At 71.9% G+C, this 21,723-nt stretch carries 15 protein-coding genes; 3 read left to right on the top strand and 12 right to left on the bottom strand.

From position 1 onward, the window contains the following. The first annotated feature begins 37 nt into the window (after positions 1 to 37). From dnaK to AC4BEG_RS01510, 3 genes are all read left to right on the top strand, one after another. Positions 38 to 1,909: a molecular chaperone DnaK gene (dnaK, locus tag AC4BEG_RS01520; protein WP_490704086.1), complete on the top strand. Its 1,872-nt coding sequence runs from the start codon at positions 38 to 40 to the stop codon at positions 1,907 to 1,909. 77 nt (positions 1,910 to 1,986) lie between these two features. Then, positions 1,987 to 2,706, top strand: a complete 720-nt coding sequence (locus AC4BEG_RS01515; protein WP_490704085.1) for a class I SAM-dependent DNA methyltransferase — start codon at positions 1,987 to 1,989, stop codon at positions 2,704 to 2,706. Between the two features lie 45 nt (positions 2,707 to 2,751). Next, the gene (locus AC4BEG_RS01510) at positions 2,752 to 4,725 is read left to right on the top strand and encodes a SpoIIE family protein phosphatase (protein WP_490704084.1); all 1,974 of its coding nucleotides are present in this window, start codon (positions 2,752 to 2,754) and stop codon (positions 4,723 to 4,725) included. 29 nt (positions 4,726 to 4,754) lie between these two features. On the opposite strand, the gene AC4BEG_RS01505 is transcribed toward AC4BEG_RS01510, so the two are convergent. The 12 genes from AC4BEG_RS01505 to ddaH form a co-directional block, all read right to left on the bottom strand. Next, positions 4,755 to 6,233: an ABC transporter substrate-binding protein gene (locus AC4BEG_RS01505; protein ID WP_490704083.1), complete on the bottom strand. Its 1,479-nt coding sequence runs from the start codon at positions 6,231 to 6,233 to the stop codon at positions 4,755 to 4,757. 5 nt (positions 6,234 to 6,238) lie between these two features. Next, positions 6,239 to 8,239 (bottom strand): hypothetical protein, encoded by a 2,001-nt coding sequence (locus tag AC4BEG_RS01500; protein WP_490704082.1) that lies wholly within the window; start codon positions 8,237 to 8,239, stop codon positions 6,239 to 6,241. A 70-nt stretch (positions 8,240 to 8,309) separates the two neighbouring features. Then, positions 8,310 to 9,482, bottom strand: a complete 1,173-nt coding sequence (locus AC4BEG_RS01495; RefSeq protein ID WP_490704081.1) for an anhydro-N-acetylmuramic acid kinase — start codon at positions 9,480 to 9,482, stop codon at positions 8,310 to 8,312. Then, positions 9,445 to 10,872: an MFS transporter gene (locus AC4BEG_RS01490; RefSeq protein WP_490704080.1), complete on the bottom strand. Its 1,428-nt coding sequence runs from the start codon at positions 10,870 to 10,872 to the stop codon at positions 9,445 to 9,447. The genes AC4BEG_RS01495 and AC4BEG_RS01490 overlap by 38 nt, the downstream gene beginning before the upstream one ends. A 68-nt stretch (positions 10,873 to 10,940) precedes the next feature. After that, a complete protein-coding gene (locus AC4BEG_RS01485) occupies positions 10,941 to 13,418 on the bottom strand; it encodes a SpoIIE family protein phosphatase (protein ID WP_490704079.1) in 2,478 nt (825 codons plus the stop codon). A gap of 302 nt (positions 13,419 to 13,720) precedes the next feature. Then, positions 13,721 to 14,011: a DUF1876 domain-containing protein gene (locus AC4BEG_RS01480; protein WP_490704078.1), complete on the bottom strand. Its 291-nt coding sequence runs from the start codon at positions 14,009 to 14,011 to the stop codon at positions 13,721 to 13,723. A gap of 72 nt (positions 14,012 to 14,083) precedes the next feature. Beyond that, a complete protein-coding gene (locus AC4BEG_RS01475; RefSeq protein ID WP_490704077.1) occupies positions 14,084 to 14,677 on the bottom strand; it encodes an Rv1733c family protein in 594 nt (197 codons plus the stop codon). A gap of 91 nt (positions 14,678 to 14,768) precedes the next feature. Then, a complete protein-coding gene (locus AC4BEG_RS01470) occupies positions 14,769 to 15,620 on the bottom strand; it encodes an aminotransferase class IV (protein ID WP_490704076.1) in 852 nt (283 codons plus the stop codon). Beyond that, the gene (locus AC4BEG_RS01465; RefSeq protein WP_490704075.1) at positions 15,613 to 16,917 is read right to left on the bottom strand and encodes an AMP-binding protein; all 1,305 of its coding nucleotides are present in this window, start codon (positions 16,915 to 16,917) and stop codon (positions 15,613 to 15,615) included. The genes AC4BEG_RS01470 and AC4BEG_RS01465 overlap by 8 nt, the downstream gene beginning before the upstream one ends. 10 nt (positions 16,918 to 16,927) lie before the next feature. Beyond that, positions 16,928 to 19,222: a chorismate-binding protein gene (locus tag AC4BEG_RS01460; RefSeq protein WP_490704074.1), complete on the bottom strand. Its 2,295-nt coding sequence runs from the start codon at positions 19,220 to 19,222 to the stop codon at positions 16,928 to 16,930. Positions 19,223 to 19,599: 377 nt separating this feature from the next. Then, the gene (rocD, locus tag AC4BEG_RS01455) at positions 19,600 to 20,844 is read right to left on the bottom strand and encodes an ornithine--oxo-acid transaminase (protein ID WP_490704073.1); all 1,245 of its coding nucleotides are present in this window, start codon (positions 20,842 to 20,844) and stop codon (positions 19,600 to 19,602) included. Further along, a complete protein-coding gene (gene ddaH, locus AC4BEG_RS01450; protein WP_490704072.1) occupies positions 20,844 to 21,653 on the bottom strand; it encodes a dimethylargininase in 810 nt (269 codons plus the stop codon). The genes rocD and ddaH overlap by 1 nt, the downstream gene beginning before the upstream one ends. Between the last annotated feature and the right edge of the window lie 70 nt (positions 21,654 to 21,723).

The raw sequence follows: 21,723 nt of genomic DNA, 5'->3' as shown, positions 1-21,723 counted from the left end.
TTTGGGATACTTGAGGCAGATCGGGAGGAGGGCTGAGATGACCCGCGCAGTCGGTATCGACCTGGGAACGACGAACTCGGTGGTGTCCGTCCTGGAGGGCGGTGAGCCGACCGTCATCACCAACACCGAGGGCGCCCGGACCACCCCCTCGGTGGTGGCGTTCGCCAAGAACGGCGAGGTGCTGGTGGGTGAGGTCGCCAAGCGCCAGGCCGTGACCAATGTGGAGCGCACCGCGCGCTCGGTCAAACGTCACATGGAGGACGCGGGGTGGCGGTTCCCGGCCACCGGTGACATCGACGGCAAGCGCTACACCGCCCAGGAGATCTCCGCCCGGGTGCTCCAGAAGCTCAAGCGCGACGCGGAGGCGTACCTCGGTGACGAGGTCACGGACGCCGTCATCACCGTCCCGGCGTACTTCAACGACACCCAGCGCACCGCCACCAAGGAGGCGGGGGAAATCGCCGGGCTGAAGGTGCTGCGGATCATCAACGAGCCCACGGCCGCCGCGCTGGCGTACGGACTGGACAAGGAGAACGACCAGACCATCCTGGTCTTCGACCTCGGCGGCGGCACCTTTGACGTCTCCCTGCTGGAGATCGGCGAGGGCGTGGTCGAGGTCAAGGCCACCAACGGCGACACCCACCTCGGCGGCGATGACTGGGACCAGCGGATCGTCGACCATCTGATCAAGCAGTTCAAGAACGGGTACGGGGTGGATCTGTCCAAGGACAAGATGGCGGTCCAGCGGCTGCGCGAGGCCGCCGAGAAGGCCAAGATCGAACTGTCCGCGGCCAGCGAGACCGCGATCAACCTGCCCTACATCACCGCCTCGGACGAGGGCCCGCTGCATCTGGACGAGAAGCTCACCCGCTCGCAGTTCCAGCAGCTCACCGAGGACCTCCTGGAGCGCTGCAAGGCCCCCTTCCACCAGGCGGTCAAGGACGCCGGGACCAAGACCTCCGACATCGACCATGTGATCATGGTCGGCGGCTCGACCCGGATGCCCGCCGTGACCGGCCTGGTCAAGGAGCTGACCGGCAAGGAGCCGCACAAGGGTGTGAACCCGGACGAGGTCGTGGCCATCGGTGCGTCCCTCCAGGCCGGTGTGCTCAAGGGTGAGGTCAAGGACGTCCTGCTGCTGGACGTCACCCCGCTGTCCCTCGGCATCGAGACCAAGGGCGGGATCATGACCAAGCTGATCGAGCGCAACACCACGATCCCGACCAAGCGCTCCGAGGTGTTCACCACGGCCGAGGACAACCAGCCCTCGGTGCAGATCCAGGTCTTCCAGGGGGAGCGGGAGATCGCGGCGTACAACAAGAAGCTGGGGATGTTCGAGCTGACCGGTCTGCCGCCGGCCCCGCGCGGGGTGCCGCAGATCGAGGTGGCCTTCGACATCGACGCCAACGGCATCATGCATGTCTCCGCCAAGGATCTGGGCACCGGCAAGGAGCAGCGGATGACCGTCACCGGCGGCTCCGCGCTGCCGAAGGACGACATCGACCGGATGATGCGCGAGGCCGAGCAGTACGCGGAGGATGACCACAGGCGCCGCGAGGCCGCCGAGACCCGCAACCAGGCCGAGCAGCTCGTCTACCAGACCGAGAAGCTGCTGCGCGACCAGGCGGACAAGGTGCCGGGGGACGTCCGGGCAGAGGCCGAGGCGGCGGTCGCGGACCTGAAGGAGAAGCTGAAGGGCGAGGACACCACCGCTATCCGGGAGGCCACCGAGCGCACCGCGGCGGTCGGACAGAAGATCGGCTCCGCGATCTACGCACAGGCGCAGCCGCCGTCCGGCGGCGGGGGAGGGGCGTCCGGTGACGGCGAGAGCCGGGCCGGTGCGGACGACGAGGAGGTCGTCGACGCCGAGATCGTCGATGAGGAGAAGCCGAAGGGGGATGGCGACTGACCGCGCACGGCCTGGGAGAGCGTGATCCGGTCCGCGGTTCCGCCCGCGATCGGGTCGTAGCGCAAAACGGGACCATTATGAAAATATTGGGTACCGAGTACCTCAAGGATGTAGGCGTGAGCAACGGGACCAGCGAGACCGGCTACGAGGACATACGGCTCGACCGCACGGGTCAGGCCGAGGCATTCGATGCCATAGGCGCCCGCTACGACGAGGCGTTCCCGCACAAGGACGGGCAGCTCGTCGCCGGTGAGTGGCTGATCGGCAGGCTCCCGGCCGGATCCCGGGTGCTGGACCTGGGCTGCGGCACCGGGCTGCCGACCGCGCGCCAGCTGACGGACGCGGGGCTGCGCGTCGTCGGCGTCGATCTCTCCGCCGGAATGGTGCGGCTGGCCAGGGAGTATGTCCCCGGCGCGGTCTTCCACCGGCTGGACATCGCCGATCTGCGTCCCGGCGGCTCCCATGACCTCGGCACGTTCGACGCGGTCACCGCCTTCTTCTCGCTGCTGATGCTGCCGCGGGCCGAGATCCCCTACGCCCTCGGAACCATCCGCCGCCTGCTGGTCCCCGGCGGGCTGTTCGCCCTGTCGATGGTGGAGGCCGACGTGGACGACTTCGCGATCCCGTTTCTGCACCACACCATCCGGGTCTCCGGCTATCTGCGGGACGAGCTGCTCCAGGTCGTCGAAACCGCCGGTTTCGAGATCCTCGGGGAGACCTCCTACAGCTACGCCCCGGCGACCTCGGACGTGCCGCCCGAGGAACAGATCTTCCTTCATTGCGAACGCGGCGGCTGAGGCCGCGCGGCCGCCGTGCCCCCTCCGGACGGAACGACTCGTGTGATGGCGCACCCCCCTCCCCCCGAAGGCCCGGACCACCCCACCGGCCGGGCCCAGGGGTGGGCCGCGCTCCGGGGCCGCGGCGCACAGCCCCCGGCCGCCGGGCCGGGCGATCCGCAGCCGCCGCAGCCACCGCCGCAGCCCCCGCCTCAGCGTGGCCGCGGCGGTGGCGATCCGCCGCCCCCCGAGGCCACCGTCGAGCAGCTCCGGGACGAGGCGCCGCACGGGCCCGAGGCACAGACCGACCGGCTGCGCTACCTCGACACCGCGACCCGGCAGATCGCCCACGGTATGGACCTCGACGAGACCCTTCGCGAGCTGTGCCGGGCGGCCGTCCCCGCCTTCGCCGATGTCGCCGTTGTCCATCTGCGCGACCCGCTGCCCGCCGGGGACGAGGAATCACCCGGTCCACTCGTCCTGCGCCCGCACACCACCGGCCCGGTCGGCGGCGGCGACCCGGACGACCCCGCGCCCTGCGGCACCCCCGGCGTGATCACGGCCGCCACCGGGCTGCCCCCCGACGGGCCCGCGCCCCCCGACTCCACCCGGCGGACGATCAGCGGCAGCCTCGCCGACCTGCTGAACGGCGGACGGCCCGCCTTCTGCGACAACCCCGGTGTGGCCGCCGCGGCGGCCGAGCTGCTGGGCGGGGACGAGGGCGGCCCCGGCTCCGTACCGCCCGGCCGACGGCTGATCATCGCCCCGCTGCGCGGGCGCCGCCATGTGCTGGGCGCCGCCGTCCTGCTGCGCAACGCCGACCGTCCGGCCTTCACCGGGGACGATCTGCTCGTCGCCTCCCAGCTCGCCACCCACACCGCCCTGGGCATGAACAAGGCGGTGCTCTACGGACGCGAGGCATCCGTCGCGGACGCCCTCCAGCGCACCATGCTCCCCTCCTCCCTGCCTGAGCCCATGGGCGTACGGCTGGCCAGCCGGTATCTGCCCTCCTCGAAAACGGCCCGGATCGGCGGCGACTGGTATGACGCGATTCCGCTCCCCGGGAACCGCGTCGCGCTCGTGATCGGCGATGTGATGGGCCACTCCATGACCTCGGCCGCGATCATGGGCCAGCTGCGCACCACCGTGCAGACCCTCGCCGGACTCGACCTGACCCCCGACGAGGTCCTGCACCACCTCGACGAGCAGGCCCAGCGCCTGGGCAGTCAGCACATGGCGACCTGTCTCTACGCCATCTACGATCCCATCGCGCACCGGCTCCAGGTGGCCAACGCGGGCCATCCACCACCCGTGCTGCTGCACCCCGAGGGGCGCGGGGAGGTGCTGAGGGTGCCGCCCGGCGCGCCGATCGGTGTGGGCGGGGTCGGCTTCGAGACGGTGGAGATGTACGCGCCCACCGGAGCCACCCTGCTGCTCTACACCGATGGGCTGGTGGAGTCCCGGGACACCGATGTGTGGACCGGGGTGGAACTGCTGCGCGACCGGCTGCACGCCACCGCCCATGTGCTCACCCCGCCACCGCTGGAGCTGCTGTGCGACGCGGTGGTCGGCGGTGTCGGACCCAGTGAACGGGACGACGACATCGCCCTGCTCGCCGCCCGCTTCCACGGCATCCCCTCGTACAACGTGGCGTACTGGTTCCTGGATCCGGAGGCGCAGACCCCCGGCCGGGCCCGGCGGCTGACCCGCAGAACACTCCAGCGCTGGCGGCTGGAATCCCTGCTGGAGACCACCGAGCTCATGGTCAGTGAGGTGGTCACCAACGCTGTGCGCTACGCCAGCCGTCCGCTGTCGCTGCGGCTGCTGCGCACCGATGTGCTCCGCTGCGAGGTGGGTGACGACTCGCCCTTCGTGCCCCGGATGCTGCACGCCCGGCCCGGCGACGAGGGCGGCCGCGGACTGTTCCTGGTCAACCAGTTCGCCCAGCGCTGGGGCGCCACCCGGCTGAGCACGGGCAAGGTGGTCTGGTTCGAGCAGCAACTGCCCAAGGGCCGCCGGACGGAGATGCCGGACGACTAGGCCCTGGCACACCCGGCGATCCGGGGGTGTCACTGTTTGCGCGGTGGCTCCCCGCGCGGCGCCGACACCCCCACCAGCTCCGACCGGCCGGTCCGGGACAGATGCAGGATCGGCACCGCCTTGTTCCGCGGATCCCCGTCGTTCTGGAAGGAGATGAAACCGCTCGCCCCCGCCACCTGCTGACGCCCTTCCATCTGATGGAACATCCGGGCCACCGCGTCCCCGGTCACCTCACCCTGCCAGCCCGCCGCCATCTGGATCCCGTGGGCGGCGGTGAGCACCGCGTCATGCGCCATGATGGCCTGGCCGTCGTAGCGGGGGTCGTTGGGGAACCAGCGGTCCAGCGAGCCGTTCGCCTGGAAGTGGCGGGCCGAAGGGCCGGACACATGGAGCGGATCCTGACGCCACATGTCCGGGTGGGCCAGCCCCGTGTACAGCACCCGCACCCCGCTCTCGGCCGCGTGCGCCAGCTGCCGCGGGGTGAGGTTGGAGGTGTCGTCCCCCGCGATGACGGTGAACTTCCGCTCCTGGCAAGGGCGGTTGGCCAGCGAGTCCAGGAAACGTGTCAGATGACGGCCCCGGCCCGCGAAATACACCACCTGTGGCTTCTGGTCGCACAGCTGGCCGGGCATATAGCGCAGCTCGTTCTGCCAGGCGCTGCGCACCGAGGAGTCATAGGTCATCCGGTCCGCCACCAGCCGGTGGCCCTTGGTGTCCTGGAAGACATCGGTGAAGGCGTCGCCCAGCGTCTTGGCGTAGTAGTTGCTCCGCGCGTCGTCCTGCACCACCACCGCGGTACGGACCTTCTCCTGCTTCAGATAGGCCGAAGCGGCCTGCGCCTCGTCCACGTTGGTCGGTGAGACCCGCACGAACCCCTTGATGCCCTTGATGTTGGTGGCCGTCATGGTGCTGGTCACCAGGGCCAGGCCGCGGTCGGAGAGCCGACGCAGCGCCTCCAGTGTCCGGCTGGTGCTCGGACCGAGCCCGGTCACCGCCACCAGATGGTCGGACGGGCCGATGCGGTCGATCAGCTCGTCGACGGTGTGCTCCCAGTGCGCCGCGTTGCTCCCCAGGTTGCCGATCACCAGCCTGATCTTGGGCGTGGAGGACAGATCGCCGCGGTTGTGCCGGTACTGCGCGAGATAGGCGCCCTCCAACTCGTGCCGGACCGACTCCTCGGAGTTGCTGTCGTCGTCGGTCAGGGTGAAGGAGGTCATATAGGCGACGCTGACGTACGGATCCTTGTCGGCGTTTGCCGTCACCCGGTCGTTCTCCGCCTTGATCTTCTTCTCCACCGCGGCGAGATGACCGGCGAAGTGGTACGAGCCGTCGGTGACCCCCACGCACTCGCCCCCGTCACCCAGTTTCACCACACCCGCGCCGCAGCGCGCCCGCCGCTCCTGGATCCAGTGCACGGTGAGCGGCACCGCCACCGCCAGTACGGCGATGACCACCACCCCCGCCACCACCCGGCGCACGATGTGCAGCGGCCACTCCAGTCTGGCCACCGGGCTCACCCCTCACCGGTGGCGGTCAGCGGATGGCGCCAGTGGCGGTATCGCTCCGCCTCGTTGAACAGGGCCACGATGTCGTTCCTCCTCAGCCGGGACAGCTGGTTGAAGCCGTCGGCGAGCACATCGCCCAGCCGTCGGCCCGGGTCGGCGAGCGGATCGCTCCACACCCAGCGCGCGGTGATCAGCTCCCGGATCACCGACGCGGCGGTGACCGCCTCCGGGGGCTCCTCCGGGGCCAGCCCGCCGAGCAGATCGAGCGACCCACCCGCCGCGGGGAAGCGGCCCGGCGCGGCCGTGATCAGGTTGAACTCGCTGATCCACTGGGCCGCGGGCACCACCGGGAAGCGGGCCACCAGATACTCCGTCACCTCGTCGAGCCGCTCCGCCGCCAGCCGGTGGTACATCTCCTGGACCGGGCGCCCCTCGGCCCGGAAGTGCTCGGCCAGCAGCTCGTGCACCGCGTCCCAGTCCTCCGGGCGCCCGGCCAGCCGCCACAACAGCAGCCGCCGCAGCCACGGGTGGAGCACCGGGGTCACCATGCCCGGGCTCAGCAGCAGCCACCGGTCGCGGATCTCACCGAACAGCGACTCGCCCGAACCGAGCAGCCGGGTGCCGACGGACAGATCGCGGGCGGCCGCGCATTCGGCGAGGGTGGCCCGCTGCGCCGCGTCGAAGCCCTTCAGCAGATGGCCCAGGGCCGCCTCGGCGAGCGAGCGGGTGTCCTCGCCGCCCCGCAGCGCCCGATCGGGCAGCGTACGCAGCCAGCGGTCCTGCTCGAAGCCGTCCTCCGTGGGCAGATCCGACTGCCGGAACACCTCGAGCACCTGCGATACGGCCCGGGGGAGCCCCGCGGTCAGCCGGTGGACGAAGGGCGCGAGCCGGGTGAAGGGCGCGAGATCGGGGTGGTGGCGCAGCTCCAGCTCCATCCGGATGCGCACCTCGTCCAGATTGAGGTCGCGCAGCCGCAGCGGATACCACCAGGTGTCGTCGCTGTCGCGGGTGGGCCGGTGCTCCTGCCAGTCGGCGAGCGAGGCCCGGTCGGGGCCGCGCAGCTGCCACGGCCACTGGTCGCCGGTGGCCGGACCCCAGCGCGGCAGCCAGCGGTTGGAACTGGCCACCACGGTGAGCGGATCGCAGACGGTGCCCGCCACCACGGCGTCGTCATGGCGCGAGCGGATCAGCAGATCGAGGAAGCGACGCCCGTACTCCGTATGGGAGTTGTCCAGCAGCAGCAGATACGAGCGCGGCATGAACGAGCGGGCCGCGTTGGAGCGCAGGTCCTCCAGGAAGGCGGAGAACAGCACCCGGTCCAGCCGCTCCAGGTCGTGGGCGTCTCCCTCGTGGCGCCATAAGTTGAGCTCGACCAGCGCCTCCCACGGGTCCCGGCTGCGCAGCAGCCGATGGCCCCCGTACCAGGTGGCGCTGCCGGTGAACTTGCGCCCCGGCAGCCGCCTGCGACCGCGCCGCAGCGCGTCCCGCAGCAGTGCCAGCGCGGCGGTCGAGGCCCCGTCGGGGGCGCCCACCGCCCCGCCGGCCACCTCGAAGAAGGCGGCCAGATAGTCGCCGTAGCGCGCCTCGGCCTGCTCCTGGAAGGCGTCCAGCTCGCGCCGGATGGTGCGCCGCCCCTCCGCCAGACTGGTCATGCGCAACTGGTGGTCGGAGGCGAGCAGACCCAGGGTGAGCCGGGGGAAGTGGGAGCGGCGGTACCGCGGCAGCTTGCGCTCCAACTGGCGGGCGAGCAGCGCCAGAGCGTAGCGCGGCAGCAGCGACTGATCCCCGCCGAGATTGACGTAGGCGAACGGATTCTCGGGGCCGAACCGCTCCATCAGCGCGCTGTGCGCCTCACTGGCCCCGCTGCCGCGCGGGCCGAGGAGCGTGATCACCGGCCGCTCGGCCTCCGGTGGCAGCCGCAGACACTCCTCGGCCAGACTGATGATCCCGCTGCGGCCTCTGAGGCCGACACCCATCCCGGACTCCCCCATGTCCTCGCCCCCCGTCAACTACGCTGAGTTTACCCGCGTTCACCCATTCTGGTCCGGTCTGTGCTTCAGGACATCCGGCTTCCGGAATTCAGCGCCGGAAGATCTCCAGCCGGGACGGCGCGCTGCGCCCCGGCTCGGGCAGCCGCAGCGGCCTCTGCCCCGGGGTGAGCGAGCCGAGCACGCTCGGGTGGTGCGCTCCGGTACAGCTCGGTGCGGTGCCCGCCAGCCCATGAGCGGTCAGGTAGCCCAGCACGGCGAAGGCGTACGCCTCCTTCGCGGCGGCCGGAAGGCCGAGTTCGTCGGAGGTCCGCAGCGCGATCCCGGCCAGGGCCCGGCCGAGCGCCGCCATCAGCACCGGGTTGCGCAGGCCACCGCCCGAGGCGATCACCTCGGTGGCATGCACCGAGCGGGCCGCGTCCGCCACCGTACGGGCCGTCAGCTCCGTGACGGTGGCCAGCACATCGTCCGGCGCGACCGGTCCGGCCTCGGCCAGGGCGGCTCGCAGATACGCCGGATGGAACAGCTCCTTCCCGGTGGTCTTGGGCGCGGGCCGGGCGTAGTACGGCTCGGTCAGCAGCCGGTCGAGCAGCCCTGGATGGACCGTGCCGCGTGCCGCCATCGCCCCGTCCGCGTCGTAGCCGAGCCGTCCGTCCGTGAGCTCGGCCGCCGCCGCGTCGATGAGGGCGTTCCCCGGGCCGGTGTCGAAGGCCAGCGGAGCGCCGCCCTTCGGCACGGCGGTCAGGTTGGCGATGCCGCCGAGGTTCAGCGCGGCGCACACACCGGGCCGTCCGTTCAGCCACAGCGTGTCCACCAGGCTCACCAGCGGGGCGCCCTGGCCGCCCGCGGCGATGTCCCGGGAGCGCAGATCGGACACCACCGGGACACCCGTGGCCTCGGCGATCCAGGCGGGCTGTCCCAGTTGCAGGGAGCCGTGCACCCGGCCGTCCTCGGCCCAGTGGTACACGGTCTGGCCGTGGGAGGCGATGAGATCGGCCCGTCCGCCGCACAGCTCCCGGTCGGCCCGTACGGCGAGGGCGGCGAACGCCTGGCCGATCCGGGTGTCGAGCGCGCACACCTCCTTCAGCGTGGTCGCCGACGGTGGCAACGCGGCCCGCAGCGCACCGCGCAGTGTCTCCGGATAGAGGTCGCTGACCAGTCCCAGCGGGGCCAGGATCAGGGTGTCGCCATCGAGGACCAGATCGGCGGCCGCGGCGTCGATCGCGTCATGGGAGGTCCCCGACATCAGTCCGATCACCCGCATGACGTCTCCTTCCGTGGGGTGGTGTTCCGGGGTTGGTCGGTGTTCCGGTGGTTTCGCGCAGTGCGCCGCGGTGATGGTTGCCGCGCAGGGTGAGCAGGGCGAGCAGACTGACGGCGCAGGTGACCGTCACGTAGTACGCGGGGATGTCGGGGTCGCCGGTTCTCTTGATGGCCTCGGTGATGATGAGCCCGGCGCATCCGGAGAACACCGCGTTCGACAGCGCGTACGCCAGCCCCAGCCCGGTGCAGCGGACCCGGGTGGGGAACATCTCGGCGAGCATCGCCGGACCGGGCCCGGCCATCAGCCCCACGACGGAACCCGCCACGAACACGGCCACCCCCTGGGCCAGGGCCGAACTCCCGGGATCCCGCACCAAGTTGAGCAGTGGAAAGGCGAGCACGGCCACCAGCGCCGCCCCGGTGAGCATCACCGGGCGCCGTCCGATCCGGTCGCTGAGCGCACCTGCCGGGAGGATGGACAGGGCGAACCCCAGATTGGCCACCACGGTGGCGATCAGCGCCTGCCGGAACGAGGCGCCCAGGGTGCTCTGGAGATACGACGGCATGACGACCAGGAAGGTGTAACCGGCCGCCGCCCAGCCCATGATGCGCCCGGCCCCGAGCACGACGGCCCGCGCCACCTCACCCCGGTCCGCCGTTTCCGCCGCCCGCTCCACCGGAGGCGCCGCGCGGAAGGACGGGGTCTCCTCCAGTCTCAGCCGCAGCCACAGCGCGGCCAGCCCGAGCGGCAGGGTGAGCAGGAACGGCACCCGCCACCCCCAGTCGTGCAGTGCCCGCTCGCTCAGGCAGGTGGCCAGGACCGCCGCCGCCCCGGCGCCCGTGAGCAGCCCCAGCGCCACCGTGAACGACTGCCACGCCCCGTACAGTCCGCGGCGGCCCGGGGGAGCGAACTCCGTCATCAGCGACACCGCGCCCCCGAACTCCCCGCCCGCGGACAGCCCCTGGAGCACCCGCAGCAGCGTCAGCAGCCAGGGGGCCGCGGCACCCAGCGTGGCGTAGGTGGGCAGCAGCCCGATCAGCGTGGTGGCGCCGGTCATCATCAGCAGCACCAGGATCAGCGTCGGACGGCGGCCGATCCGGTCGCCGACCCGTCCGAAGACGGCGGCGCCGATGGGACGGAAGAAGAAGGCGAGCCCGAACGAGGCATAGGTCTTGATCAGCCCCTCGAGCTCGCTTCCGCCCTCCGGGGTGAAGAAGTTGGCGGCGATGACGGTCGCGAAGAAGCCGTAGACGCCGAACTCGTACCACTCGATGAAATTGCCGACCGAACCGGCGACCAGCGCACGGCGCGGAGCGGGCGCGACCGGCGGCCGGGCGTGCCCGGCCCGGTGCGGGAGGGAGTCGGCCGGGTCGGGGAGGGGGGTGGTCACATCGGGCCCTTTCAGCCGTACACCGCCGGGAAGGGGAATGTGATGTGGGTACCCCGTGGCGGCGGTGATTACGGCTCAGGGCTCTCCAGCGGCTGTTCCGCCCAGACGGTTTTGCGGTCCCCGGCGTACCGGGTGCCCCACCGCCTGCTGAGCTGGGCGATGAGGAACAGACCGCGGCCGCCCTCGTCCAGCCGGCCGGCCCGGCGCAGATGTGGGGCGGCGGCGCTGCTGTCGGAGACCTCGCAGATCAGCGACTCGTTGCGGACCAGCCGCAGTTGGATCGGGCCGTCGGCGTGCAGGATCGCGTTGGTCACCAGTTCGCTGACCACCAGCTGGGTGGTGGCCGCCAGATGGCCCAGCTTCCACCGGGACAGCTGCCGTGTCACGAAGGCGCGGGCCCGGGAGACGACCGCGGGCTGCGGGGGCAGCTCCCACGAGGCGCAGCGGTCGTCGTCCAGTGCCCGGGTACGAGCCACCAGCAGGGCCACATCGTCGGGCGGATGCTCCGGCAGCAGTTCCTGCACCACGGAGTCGCACACCGAGTCGAGCGAGAGTTCACGGCAGCCGTCGTCCAGGGCGCGGCGCAGCCGCTCCAGACCGGCGTCGATGTCATGGTCCCGGGACTCCACCAGACCGTCGGTGTAGAGCACGAGCATGCTGTTGTCGGGCAGTTCGACCTCCGCCTTCTCGAACGGATGCCCGCCCACCCCCAGCGGTGGACCTCCGGCGGAATCGAGGAACCGGGTCCGGCCGTCCGGCAGGACCACGGCGGGCGGTGGATGCCCGGCGCGGGCGAACGTACAACGCCGGGTGACCGGGTCGTAGACCGCGTAGACGCAGGTGGCCCCGAACGCCCAGGTGTCGATGGCCGGTTCGGCGGGCGGCGGCCCCGATTCGGCCACGTCGTGGCGCTCATCGGCCTGTTCGTCGATCAGGCGCCGCACATGGGCGTCGACATGGGTGAGCAGATCGTCCGGCGGGAGATCGAGATCGGCCAGGGTGCGGACGGCGGTGCGCAGCCGTCCCATGGTGACGGCCGCCTTCATCCCGTGTCCCACCACGTCCCCGACCACCAGCGCCACCCGGGCGCCGGACAGCGCGATCACATCGAACCAGTCGCCGCCCACCCCCATCCGGCCGCTCGCGGGCAGATAGCGCGAAGCCGCCTCCACGGCGGCCTGGTCGGGCAGCCGCTGGGGGAGCAGACTGCGCTGGAGGGCGAGGGCCGTACCGCGCTCCCGGGTGTAGCGGCGGGCGTTGTCGATGCACACCGCGGCCCGTGCCACGATCTCGTCGGCCAGCAGCAGATCGTCCTCCTCGAACGGCTCGGGGCGCTCACGGCGCAGGAACACCGCCACCCCGAGCGTGCTGCCGCGCGCCCGTACCGGCACCACCATCCAGGAGTGAATGCCCCACACCTGGATGCCCGCGGCCCGCGCCGGGTCGTCGGCCAGCCAGGCGGGGGGCGGCCCCGGGCCGTTCGCCGACTCCAGCACCGGGCGGCCGGTGGCGAGGGCGCGGGCGAAGGGGGAGTTGGGGGCGGAGGCGTGGACGTCCACGTCCTCCACTTCGGTCACCGCCTCCGGGGAGCCGGGCAGGATGGAGCGGTGCGCGGCGCGGCGGAAGGCGGTTGCGCGGGTCACCGGGCCGGACGGCGGCTCCTCGCCCTCGAAGACCGAGTCGATCAGGTCCACACAGGCGAAGTCGGCGAGCCGGGGAACGGCCACGTCCGTCAGCTCCTGCGCGGTGTGCAACAGGTCCAGGGTGCTGCCGATACTGGCGCTTGCGTCGTTGAGCACCGCCAGCCGCTCCCGGGCGCGGTGCTGCGGGGTCACATCGACCACCGCGTGGCAGACGGCGAAGATGTCCCCGGAGCGGTCCTTCAGCGGGAAGGCCGAATTGCACCAGGCGTGCTCCCGGCCGGGGTCGGCCGGTACCCGGCCGCGGACCTCCACGTCCCCCACCGGGCTGCCGCCCCCGAGTACCCGCCGCTGGACGGCCTCCATCTCCGTGACCTCCAGCTCCGGCAGCGACTCCCGGAGGGTCCGCCCCATGCGCTCCTCGTCGGTCAGGCCGGTCAGCCGCCGCAGTGCGGCGTTCTGCATCAGACAGCGGCAGTCGGTGTCGTAGACGCTCATGGCGACGGGCGCCTCCGAGCCCAGGCTGTCCAGCAGCGCCCGCCCGACGTCCTGCCGCCGTATCGCCTCCTCGCGGGTGGCCTGCACCAGCCAGTGGCGTTCCCCGTCACCGGGCGCCCACGGCTGCGCCCACAGCACGACGGCTATCTCACCGCCGTCCCGGTGGCGCAGGACGGCCGGTCTTCCCCCGGGGATGGCGTACGCCGCGATCCCGTGCGGCGGCCCGGCGCCGTCCGCGAGCAGCCCGGTCGCGGGCCGTCCGACGGCCTCTTCCGCGGGAATGCCGAGCAGCCGGTGCGCCCCGAGGCTCCAGCCGGCGACGACACCCCCCGCATCGACCACGGCGACGGCCTCGGAGACCGGATCGGGAAGGTGGTGGGGCCACCCGCGGAAGGTGCTGTCGCCCATCAGATCCGCTTTCGCTCTGCCTCCAGCACGTGAAGCGCAATGTTACTCGCACCTGCCACATTAAGCGGAAATAAATGGATATGCCGGACGGCTATGCGGTCGGTCGCCCGCGGCGACGCCCACGACCCGGTACCCAGCCACCGCCGGGTGCTTTTAGGCCGTACGGGACCGGGACGCGCCCCGCGCCGAACGGGCCATGCTCGATCTGCTCGCCAAGGCGGCCGGGGACCTCGGGACGGCGACGGCCCAGCGGGCCTGAGCGTCGGGCGCTCCGTGTCTCGATCTCGATCTCAAGCGATATCTCAGGCGATCCAGCCGTATCCCGGGCGCGGGCGCGGCGACGCCGGGGGTGCGCCCACCCGCTCGATGTCGTGCTCGGCCGCACGCACCAGCTGGTCCGCGAGGTCGTGCAGCGCCCGGCCCGCGGCCAGCTCATCACCGATCACCGGTACGTCCTCGTCGTCGGGGTTGCAGCGCGCATGGCCCCGCCCGGTGAGCGCCGACTTCCCGGTGTCCAATTCCACCCGTGCCTTGGTCCTGCCCTCGTCCTCGAAGAGATAGAGGTAGACCTTCCACTCCACTGTGTGCGACATCGTCCGCTCCTCACCTTCCGTATCCGCGCGGACACCGACCGGACACGCGGCCGGACCGGGCCGGGACCCGGATCAGCGACGGTTCCTGCCGGACCACGCGGGTTCCACCACCTTCCACTCTGCCTCCCATCGTGCGTACCGGGCGCGGTCCAGCGCCCGCCGGGCCCGGGACCGGGCCGCGCAGGCGAGGGTGACCACCGCCACCGCGGTCAGAGAGCCGGTGAACCAGCCCACCGTCCGCGCGGTCGAGGGGGAGGCCGGTGCCCGCACCAGCGCCCCGGCGCGGTCCACCCACACCCGTACCGCGTCCCCCGCCTCGGTACCGCCCGTCACCATGGTCAGGCCCGAGTGGCGCTCGCCATCCGCGCCGGTCCAGCGGACCCGCGCCTGCCGGGGCGACCGCTCCTCCACGGCGCGCGGCCCGCCCGGCGGGGTCTCGGCCAGCCGCGCGGTGATCCGGTGGCGCCCGGCCTCCTCGGCGCGCACCACCCGCAGCTGCGAGCCGTACGCCGCGTGGGCCGCGCCCAGCGCGGCGGCCGGGAGTCCGCACACCAGCGTCAGCAGGAACAGCACGGTGCACCAGGACTGGATCCGGTCCGACCGGCGCCGCAGCGGATTCCGGCCGCGGGCCGGAGCCCGCAGCCGGGGCTGATGCGTTCCGAACACACGTCGCGGTCCATGGGTGTTCATGGTCTGGCCTCCAGCGGGTGCCGGGGTACGGTCGGGGCCGCCGCCTCGCGGGCCGCGGGGGCGCCCGTCATCGGTGGACTCCGTTCGTCGTCACGAACGGTTCGGCGCTGCCGTCCAGCCAGGTCTGCCAGCCGGCGGCGCGCAGCGCCGGGCCCGCACGCAGCGGACGGCCCAGCCACGCGGTGACCGGGCGGATCCCGTGCAGGGCGTTGACCAGCCACACCTCCCGGCCGTCCAGCTCGTGCGGAGCACATCTGCGGTGCTCGAGGCGGAGGCCCAGCTCCGCCGCGCGCTCCTCGATCAGCGCCGAGGTGACACCCGCGAGCAGCGGCAGCTCCGGGTCCGGCAGACACAGCACATCGTCCTCCCACCACATGACGTTCGCGCTGGTGCCCTCCAGCACCAGCCCCGTGTCCGTGGTGAGCAGCAGCTCCTGCGCGCCGCGCGCGGCCGCCCGCTCGCGCAGATGCGCCAGCAGCGAGAGATCCGGGCCCTTGCGGCGCGGAGCCGCCCGTGGATCGAACTCCTCGGTCAGACACACCGTCACATTGGCCGTACGGGGCGGCGCGGGACGGATCCGCAGAAACAGCCGGGCCGGTTCCGGGCCCGCCAGTTCCACCCGGGGGAACCAGCGGTCCGTCCGCGGCACCATCGCCATCGCGTCCCGCCAGAAGCTCTCGATCCGCGCGGGCGAGTCCCCGGTGGCCTCGGTGCACGCGGCGATGAACCGGCGGCGGTGGCGGTCCAGCGCCCGCACCCGCCCGTCGTCCACCAGCCAGGAGTCGGCGGCCAGCACCGCGCTGTCGGGCACCGCGCGCGAGGGCATCAGCCCGCCGTCCTCACGCCACATCAGCGTCCACTGCTTCTGGTCGGGCCGGTAGTCCTCGAGCCCGCCCCAGCCCCGCCCATGCTCACCCATGGGCCGACGCCCCGCTCACACCCGGCAGTTCATCCGCGGCCAGCAGATACAGCGCGCCCCACCGGTCCCGGTAGCCGGTGTCGCCCATCCGCCACCACCCCCGGTCCACCTGCCGGGCGTAACTCTCCGGCGCGCCCAGATAGGTGAGGATCCGGCCCCGGGTACGGGCCTCGACCGCTCCTGGCGCACCGGGCGGACAGGGGCGGCCGCGCTCGTCGACCACCCGGATCCGGGTGAAGCCGGGGATCCCGGTGCCCACCCGGCGGCCGTGCGCCCCGTCCACACCCCGCCGGGTGTACCAGCCGAAGGCGATCGGACCCGTCTCGCCCTGTCCGTACAGCTGCACCAGCCGGGGGTCCCGGCGCCGGGACGCGTCCAGCAGCCGCCGCACGGTGCGCGGAGGGAGGGTGCCGAAGGGACTGCCGTACGACCGGACCCGGGACAGCGGGCCGCCGGGGGCGTCGGCCAGCTCCTCCCACAGCGTGAGGGTGTGCGGATCCGTCTCGACGATGCCGGGCCGGTGCGCCGCCAGCAGCGGCCCCGCCTGTGCCGGGTCCGGGTCGGTGAGCAGCAGCAGCGGACTGCCGAAGTGCAGGAGTACGGCCAGCAGTTGATGGATCCGGCAGGGGGTGAACGGCAGGTGCAGCGCGGCCGGTTCACCGCGGGTGGCCCGGCCCAGCGCCTGCTGCGGCACCAGCCGGTTCCACAGGGTGTGCGGGGAGTGCACCTCCAGACGGGGCATCCCGGCGGTTCCCGGACCATGGGTGATCAGGGAGGGCTCATGGGGGTGCAGCCGGATCACCGGACGGCGCGGCACACCGGCGAGGCCCGCCAGCGCGAGGATCTTCCCCGGCGCCTCGTCCACCGTCAGGACACCCCGGGCGAGCGTGGTGTCCACACCGCTCAGCGTGGACATCAGCGTCTCCCGGTCGGTGATCAGCCAGGGCGCGTGCAGCCGGTCCAGCAGCCCCGCCACCACACCACCCTCCAGGGCGGGGGACAGCAGCGCCGGGACCGCCCCGATCCGGGACGCGGCACACGCCAGTAACACGACGTCCGCGTTGTCGCGCTTGAGGATCGCCACATGCTCGCTCGGCCGGACCCCCGCCGACCACAGCCGTCCGGCCATGTCGTTTACGAGGTCCGCCAGTTCGGGGTAGTCGAGGTCGGTACCGGCCTCGGGCGCGATGTCCAGGGGACGGTCGAGGGTGACCGGCACCCCGCCGTGGCGGACCGCGGCCTCCTGGAACATCAGCCCCGGATAGAACCCGCGCTCGGGAAGCAGCCGTTGCAACATGTCCAGGTCCTCAACCTTCGACGTCGGTCGCGGAGGTGGCTGCCGCGGAGGTGGCCGCGCTGCCCACGAGCAGGCCGCCGGGGGCTCCGTACGACCCTGACCGCACGGCGTCATGGGCACGCATCGTGGCGGCCGTCTTGAGCAGCATCTCCTCGTACTCCTCGGCCGGATCGGAGCCGACGACGATCGACCCGCCCGCGCCGATGTGCATCCGGCCACCGGTGAACACGGCCGTGCGGATGACCACGTTGAGGTCGGCCGCGCCATTGCAGCTGAGGAAGCCGATGGCCCCGGAGTAGACCCCGCGGGCCTCGGTCTCCAGGGCGTCGATGATCTCCAGGGTGCGTGGCTTGGGGGCGCCGGTCATGGAACCGGCCGGGAAGCAGGACCGTACGCAGTCGACCGCGGAGGTGCCCCGGCGCAGCCGTCCGCGCACCGTGGAGACCAGATGGTGCACGGTGGCGTAGGTCTCGGTGTTCATCAGCCGCGGTACATACACACTGCCCGGCCGGCTGACCCTGCCGAGGTCGCTGCGGAGCAGGTCCACGATCATCAGGTTCTCGGCGCGGGGCTTGGGGCTGGTGCCCAGGGCCGCCAGGGCCCGCGCGTCCTGTTCGGCGTCCCGACCGCGGCCGACGGTGCCCTTGACCGGCTTGGCCTCGGCGAGACCGTCGGGGGTGACGCGCAGAAAGCGCTCGGGGGAGGCACAGGCCACATCCGTACCGCCGAACCGCAGATAGGCGGCGTACGGCGCCGGATCGGACCGGCGCAGCGCCCGGTAGAAGGTGTAGGAGTCGCTGGGCGCGGGCAGCCAGGCGGAGTCGGTCAGGCAGATCTCGTAGCTCACCCCGGCGCGCAGTTCGCGCAGCGCGGCCCCGACCGCGGCCGCGTGGCTCTCGCGGTCCCGGACCAGCCAGGGTTCCACGGCGGTGGTGGAGGTGAGCGGTGGCGGCTGGGGGGCCGGTCCGGCGGGTGCCGGCACTCCGGTGAGCACGGTGACGGTCGCGTCCAGCCAGTCCTTCGCCCCCTGGTGGCCGTCGGGGGTGTCCTCGGCGAGCGCGCACACATAGGTGACGCCCTCCTGGTGGTCGACCGCGACGAACCGGTCGGCGAACAGCCAGCAGGCGTCCGGGGTGGTGGCCCGGTGGCGGTTGGGGGAGCCGCAGTCGGCCTTGAGTTCATAGCCGAAGTACCCGACGTAGCCGCCGGTGAAGTCGAAGGGGAGGTCGGGTGCGTCCACCTGGCGACGGGCCAGTTCCCGGTCCAGATAGTCGAAGACACTTCCCTCGAACCGGGCGCCGGGCCGCCCCGTCCGCTCGATCTCGCAGACGCCCCGGGTGACGTCGTAGCGGACGAACTCGGCCAGCGGGCCCCGGCTGTCGCCGAGGAAGGAGAAGCGTGCCTCACCGGACTCGGTGCGCGCGCTGTCCAGCCAGAAAGCGCCCGGGGCGTCCGCGTACAGCCGGGTGAAGGCCGCCTCGGTGTCGGTGGCGTCGGCCAGCCACCGGGCGTGCAGCCGGTAGCGGCGCTCCGGGACCGGCTCCGTGTCCGTGCGGCGGGCGGTCGCCGGGGCCTTGCGGGCGGTCGCGGGGGCTGTGCGGGCGGGAGCGCTCGCCGCGGGCGGCGGGGTCCGCTCCGGTGCCGGCCCGGGGGCCGGTACGCCTGCCGGACGGGCGCGACGGGGATCGGTGATGGAGGTGACCGATTCCCCGTTGGCGTGCTCGACGGTCAGATCGCGGAAGTTGACCAGCATGCGGTAGCCGAATCCGGTGAGCACCGACTCCGGATGGAACTGCACGCCCCACAGCGGGCGGGCGCGGTGCCGCAGCCCCATCAGCACACCGTCCTCGGACCAGGCGATGCCCTGGAGGCCCAGCGGCAACGGCTCGGCCACACACAGCGAATGGGAGCGGACGGCCGTGAACTCCGGCGGAAGGCCACGGAAGAGTCCGCGGCCCCCGTGGCTGATCCGGGACAGATGTCCGTGCCGGGGCTCTGGCGCGGGCACCACCCGCGCCTGCGCGCCGAGCGCGATGCCCTGGTGGCCGAGACCCACTCCCAGCACCGGGACGGGGGAGCGGTCGATCAGCCGGGTGGTGGTGCCGAAGTCCCGGCCGTCGGCCGGATGACCCGGGCCGGGGGACACCACGATGTTGTCGAACTCCGCAAGGTCGATGTCCGCGCATTCCGGTGCGTCGTTGAGAAGCACCTCCGGTTCCTCGCCGTTGACCTCGGTCAGCAGATGAAAGAGGTTGTACGTGTACGAGTCATAATTATCGATGAGGAGCGTCCTCAGCGATTCCATCCGGATTGCCTCCTTGCATTCCAGCTGTCCGGACATCGCTCTCCCCGGACAGGCGCCCCAAGGACCGCTCGCCTGATGCCGAGGGCGGGGACCTCTCCACCGCGTTCGACCCGCGAGGGCTTCCGGCTTTCCAGCAGGTCGGCCGGTGAAGACGAAAAGAAGTGTTCCACAAGGGATGGTTGGCGCCGATGGAATGCTCAACAACGTACATAAATTCCCGGACAGGTGGCCGTGACCTGGGCGTTATCTTAGGTTCCGGTTGCCTGTCCGGAGGGTGCGGCAAAAAACTCCGCCGGAAGGTGAACACAACGAAGCGCCGGGCCGTATAAGACTGAATGCGGCCCGGCGCTTGCGCGCTGTCGGTGGTGCGGGGTCGGTCAGCCGAGCACCTTCTCCAGGGCGGCCAGCGACGTCTGGAGTTCCTCACGGGTGATGGTCAGCGGCGGAGCCAGCCGGATCGTCGAACCATGGGTGTCCTTGACCAGGATCCCCTCGGCCATGAGGCGTTCGCTCACCTCGCGGCCGGTGCCCAGTGCGGGGTCCACATCGACACCCGCCCACAGGCCGCGGCAGCGGTATCCCACGACGCCCTTGCCGCTGAGCGCCGCCAGACCGTCCTTCAACACCTCGCCCAGTTCGGCCGCGCGGCGCTGGTACTCGCCCGTGCGCAGCAGGTCCACCACGGCCGTGCCGACCGCCGCGGACAGCGGATTGCCGCCGAACGTCGAACCGTGCTCACCCGGGCGCAGCACCCCGAGCACCTCACGGTCGGCGACCACCGCGGAGACCGGGACGATACCGCCGCCGAGGGCCTTGCCGAGCGTCAGCACATCGGGCCGCACCGACTCGTGGTCGACGGCGAGTGTGGTGCCGGTGCGCCCCAGACCCGACTGGATCTCGTCGGCGATGAACAGCACCCCGGTCCGCCGGGTGAGTTCACGCACCCCGCGCAGATAGCCGTCGTCGGGGATGAGTACGCCCGCCTCGCCCTGGATGGGCTCGATCAGCACGGCGGCCGTGGTCTCGTCGATGGCCGCCTCCATGGCGGCGAGGTCGTTGTAGGGCACGACCCGGAAGCCGGGTGCGAACGGGCCGAACCCCTCGCGGGCGGTGGGGTCGCTGGAGAAGCTGACGATCGTGGTCGTCCGGCCGTGGAAGTTGTCCGCCGCCACCACGATGGTGGCCTGGTCCCGGGCCACGCCCTTGACCTCGTACGCCCACTTGCGGGCCACCTTGATGGCGCTCTCCACCGCCTCGGCGCCGGTGTTCATCGGCAGGACCATGTCCAGGCCGGTCAGCTCCGCGAGGCCCTCGGCGAATCCGGCGAGCTTGTCGTTGTGGAACGCCCGTGAGGTGAGGGTGAGTTCATCGAGCTGCCGGTGGGCGGCGGCGATGAGCTCCGGGTGGCGGTGGCCGAAGTTGAGGGCCGAGTATCCGGCCAGCATGTCGAGGTAGCGGCGGCCCTCGACGTCCTCCACCCAGACACCCTCGGCGCGGGCGACGACCACCGGCAGCGGGTGGTAGTTGTGGGCGAGCGAGGACTCCTCGGCGTGGATCAGCTCCTGCGACGACCGCGCGGAACGGGAGTCGTGGTGCGGGGCGGTACGCGTAGGGGCGGTCATCAGCGGATCTCCTGTGTGCAGCACTTGATGCCCCCGCCGGCCTTGTGCAGTTCCGACAGGTCGACGGGGACGGGGACGTAACCGCGCTCGGTGAGCCGGTCGATGAGGCCGGTCGCCTGGGGGGCGACGAAGACATGGCGTCCGTCGGAGACGGAGTTGAGTCCGAAGGCCATGGCGTCCTCCCGGGTGGCGAGCAGCGCGTCCGGGAAGAGCCGCTCCAGCACCTCACGGCTGCCGGGGGAGAACGCCTCCGGGTAGTAGGCGATGTTCTCGTCATCGAGGGTGAACAGCGCGGTGTCCAGGTGGTAGAAGTACGGGTCCACCAGCAGCAGGCTGATGGTGGGCACCCCGAAGAACTCCTGCACTTCCTGATGGGCGGTCCGGGTGGTGCGGAAACCGGTGCCCGCCAGGATGAACCGGCCCGCGGGCACCAGGTCGCCCTCGCCCTCGCACACCGACTCCGGCGGGTGGACGTCGTATCCGGCCGCCTTGAACCAGGTCTCGTAGGCCAGCTGTTCCGGGCGCCGCTGCGGGGCGTGGAAGCGGGAGCCGAACACCCGGCCCTCCAGGACCAGGGCGGAGTTGGCCGCGAAGACCATGTCCGGCAGCCCCGCCACCGGCTCGATGGTCTCCACTTGATGGCCGTGGTCGCGGTAGACGCGGATCAGCGTCTCCCACTGCGAGCGGGCGAGGTCGGTGTCGACCTCCGCGTCCTCGCGCATCCAGGGATTGATGGCATAGCGCACGTCGAAATATCTGGGAGGACAGGTCAGATAGCGCCGGGGGCGCGGCACGCGCTCATCAGGCACGGAGGTTTCCTCTCGCTTCCGCAGGCGACCGGGGATGAATCAAAGGTAGAAAGCGGAGGAGACCCGGGAC

The organism is Streptomyces sp. JLBJ103 (assembly GCF_058215575.1).
This window is presented reverse-complemented; position numbering and strand designations above follow the sequence as displayed.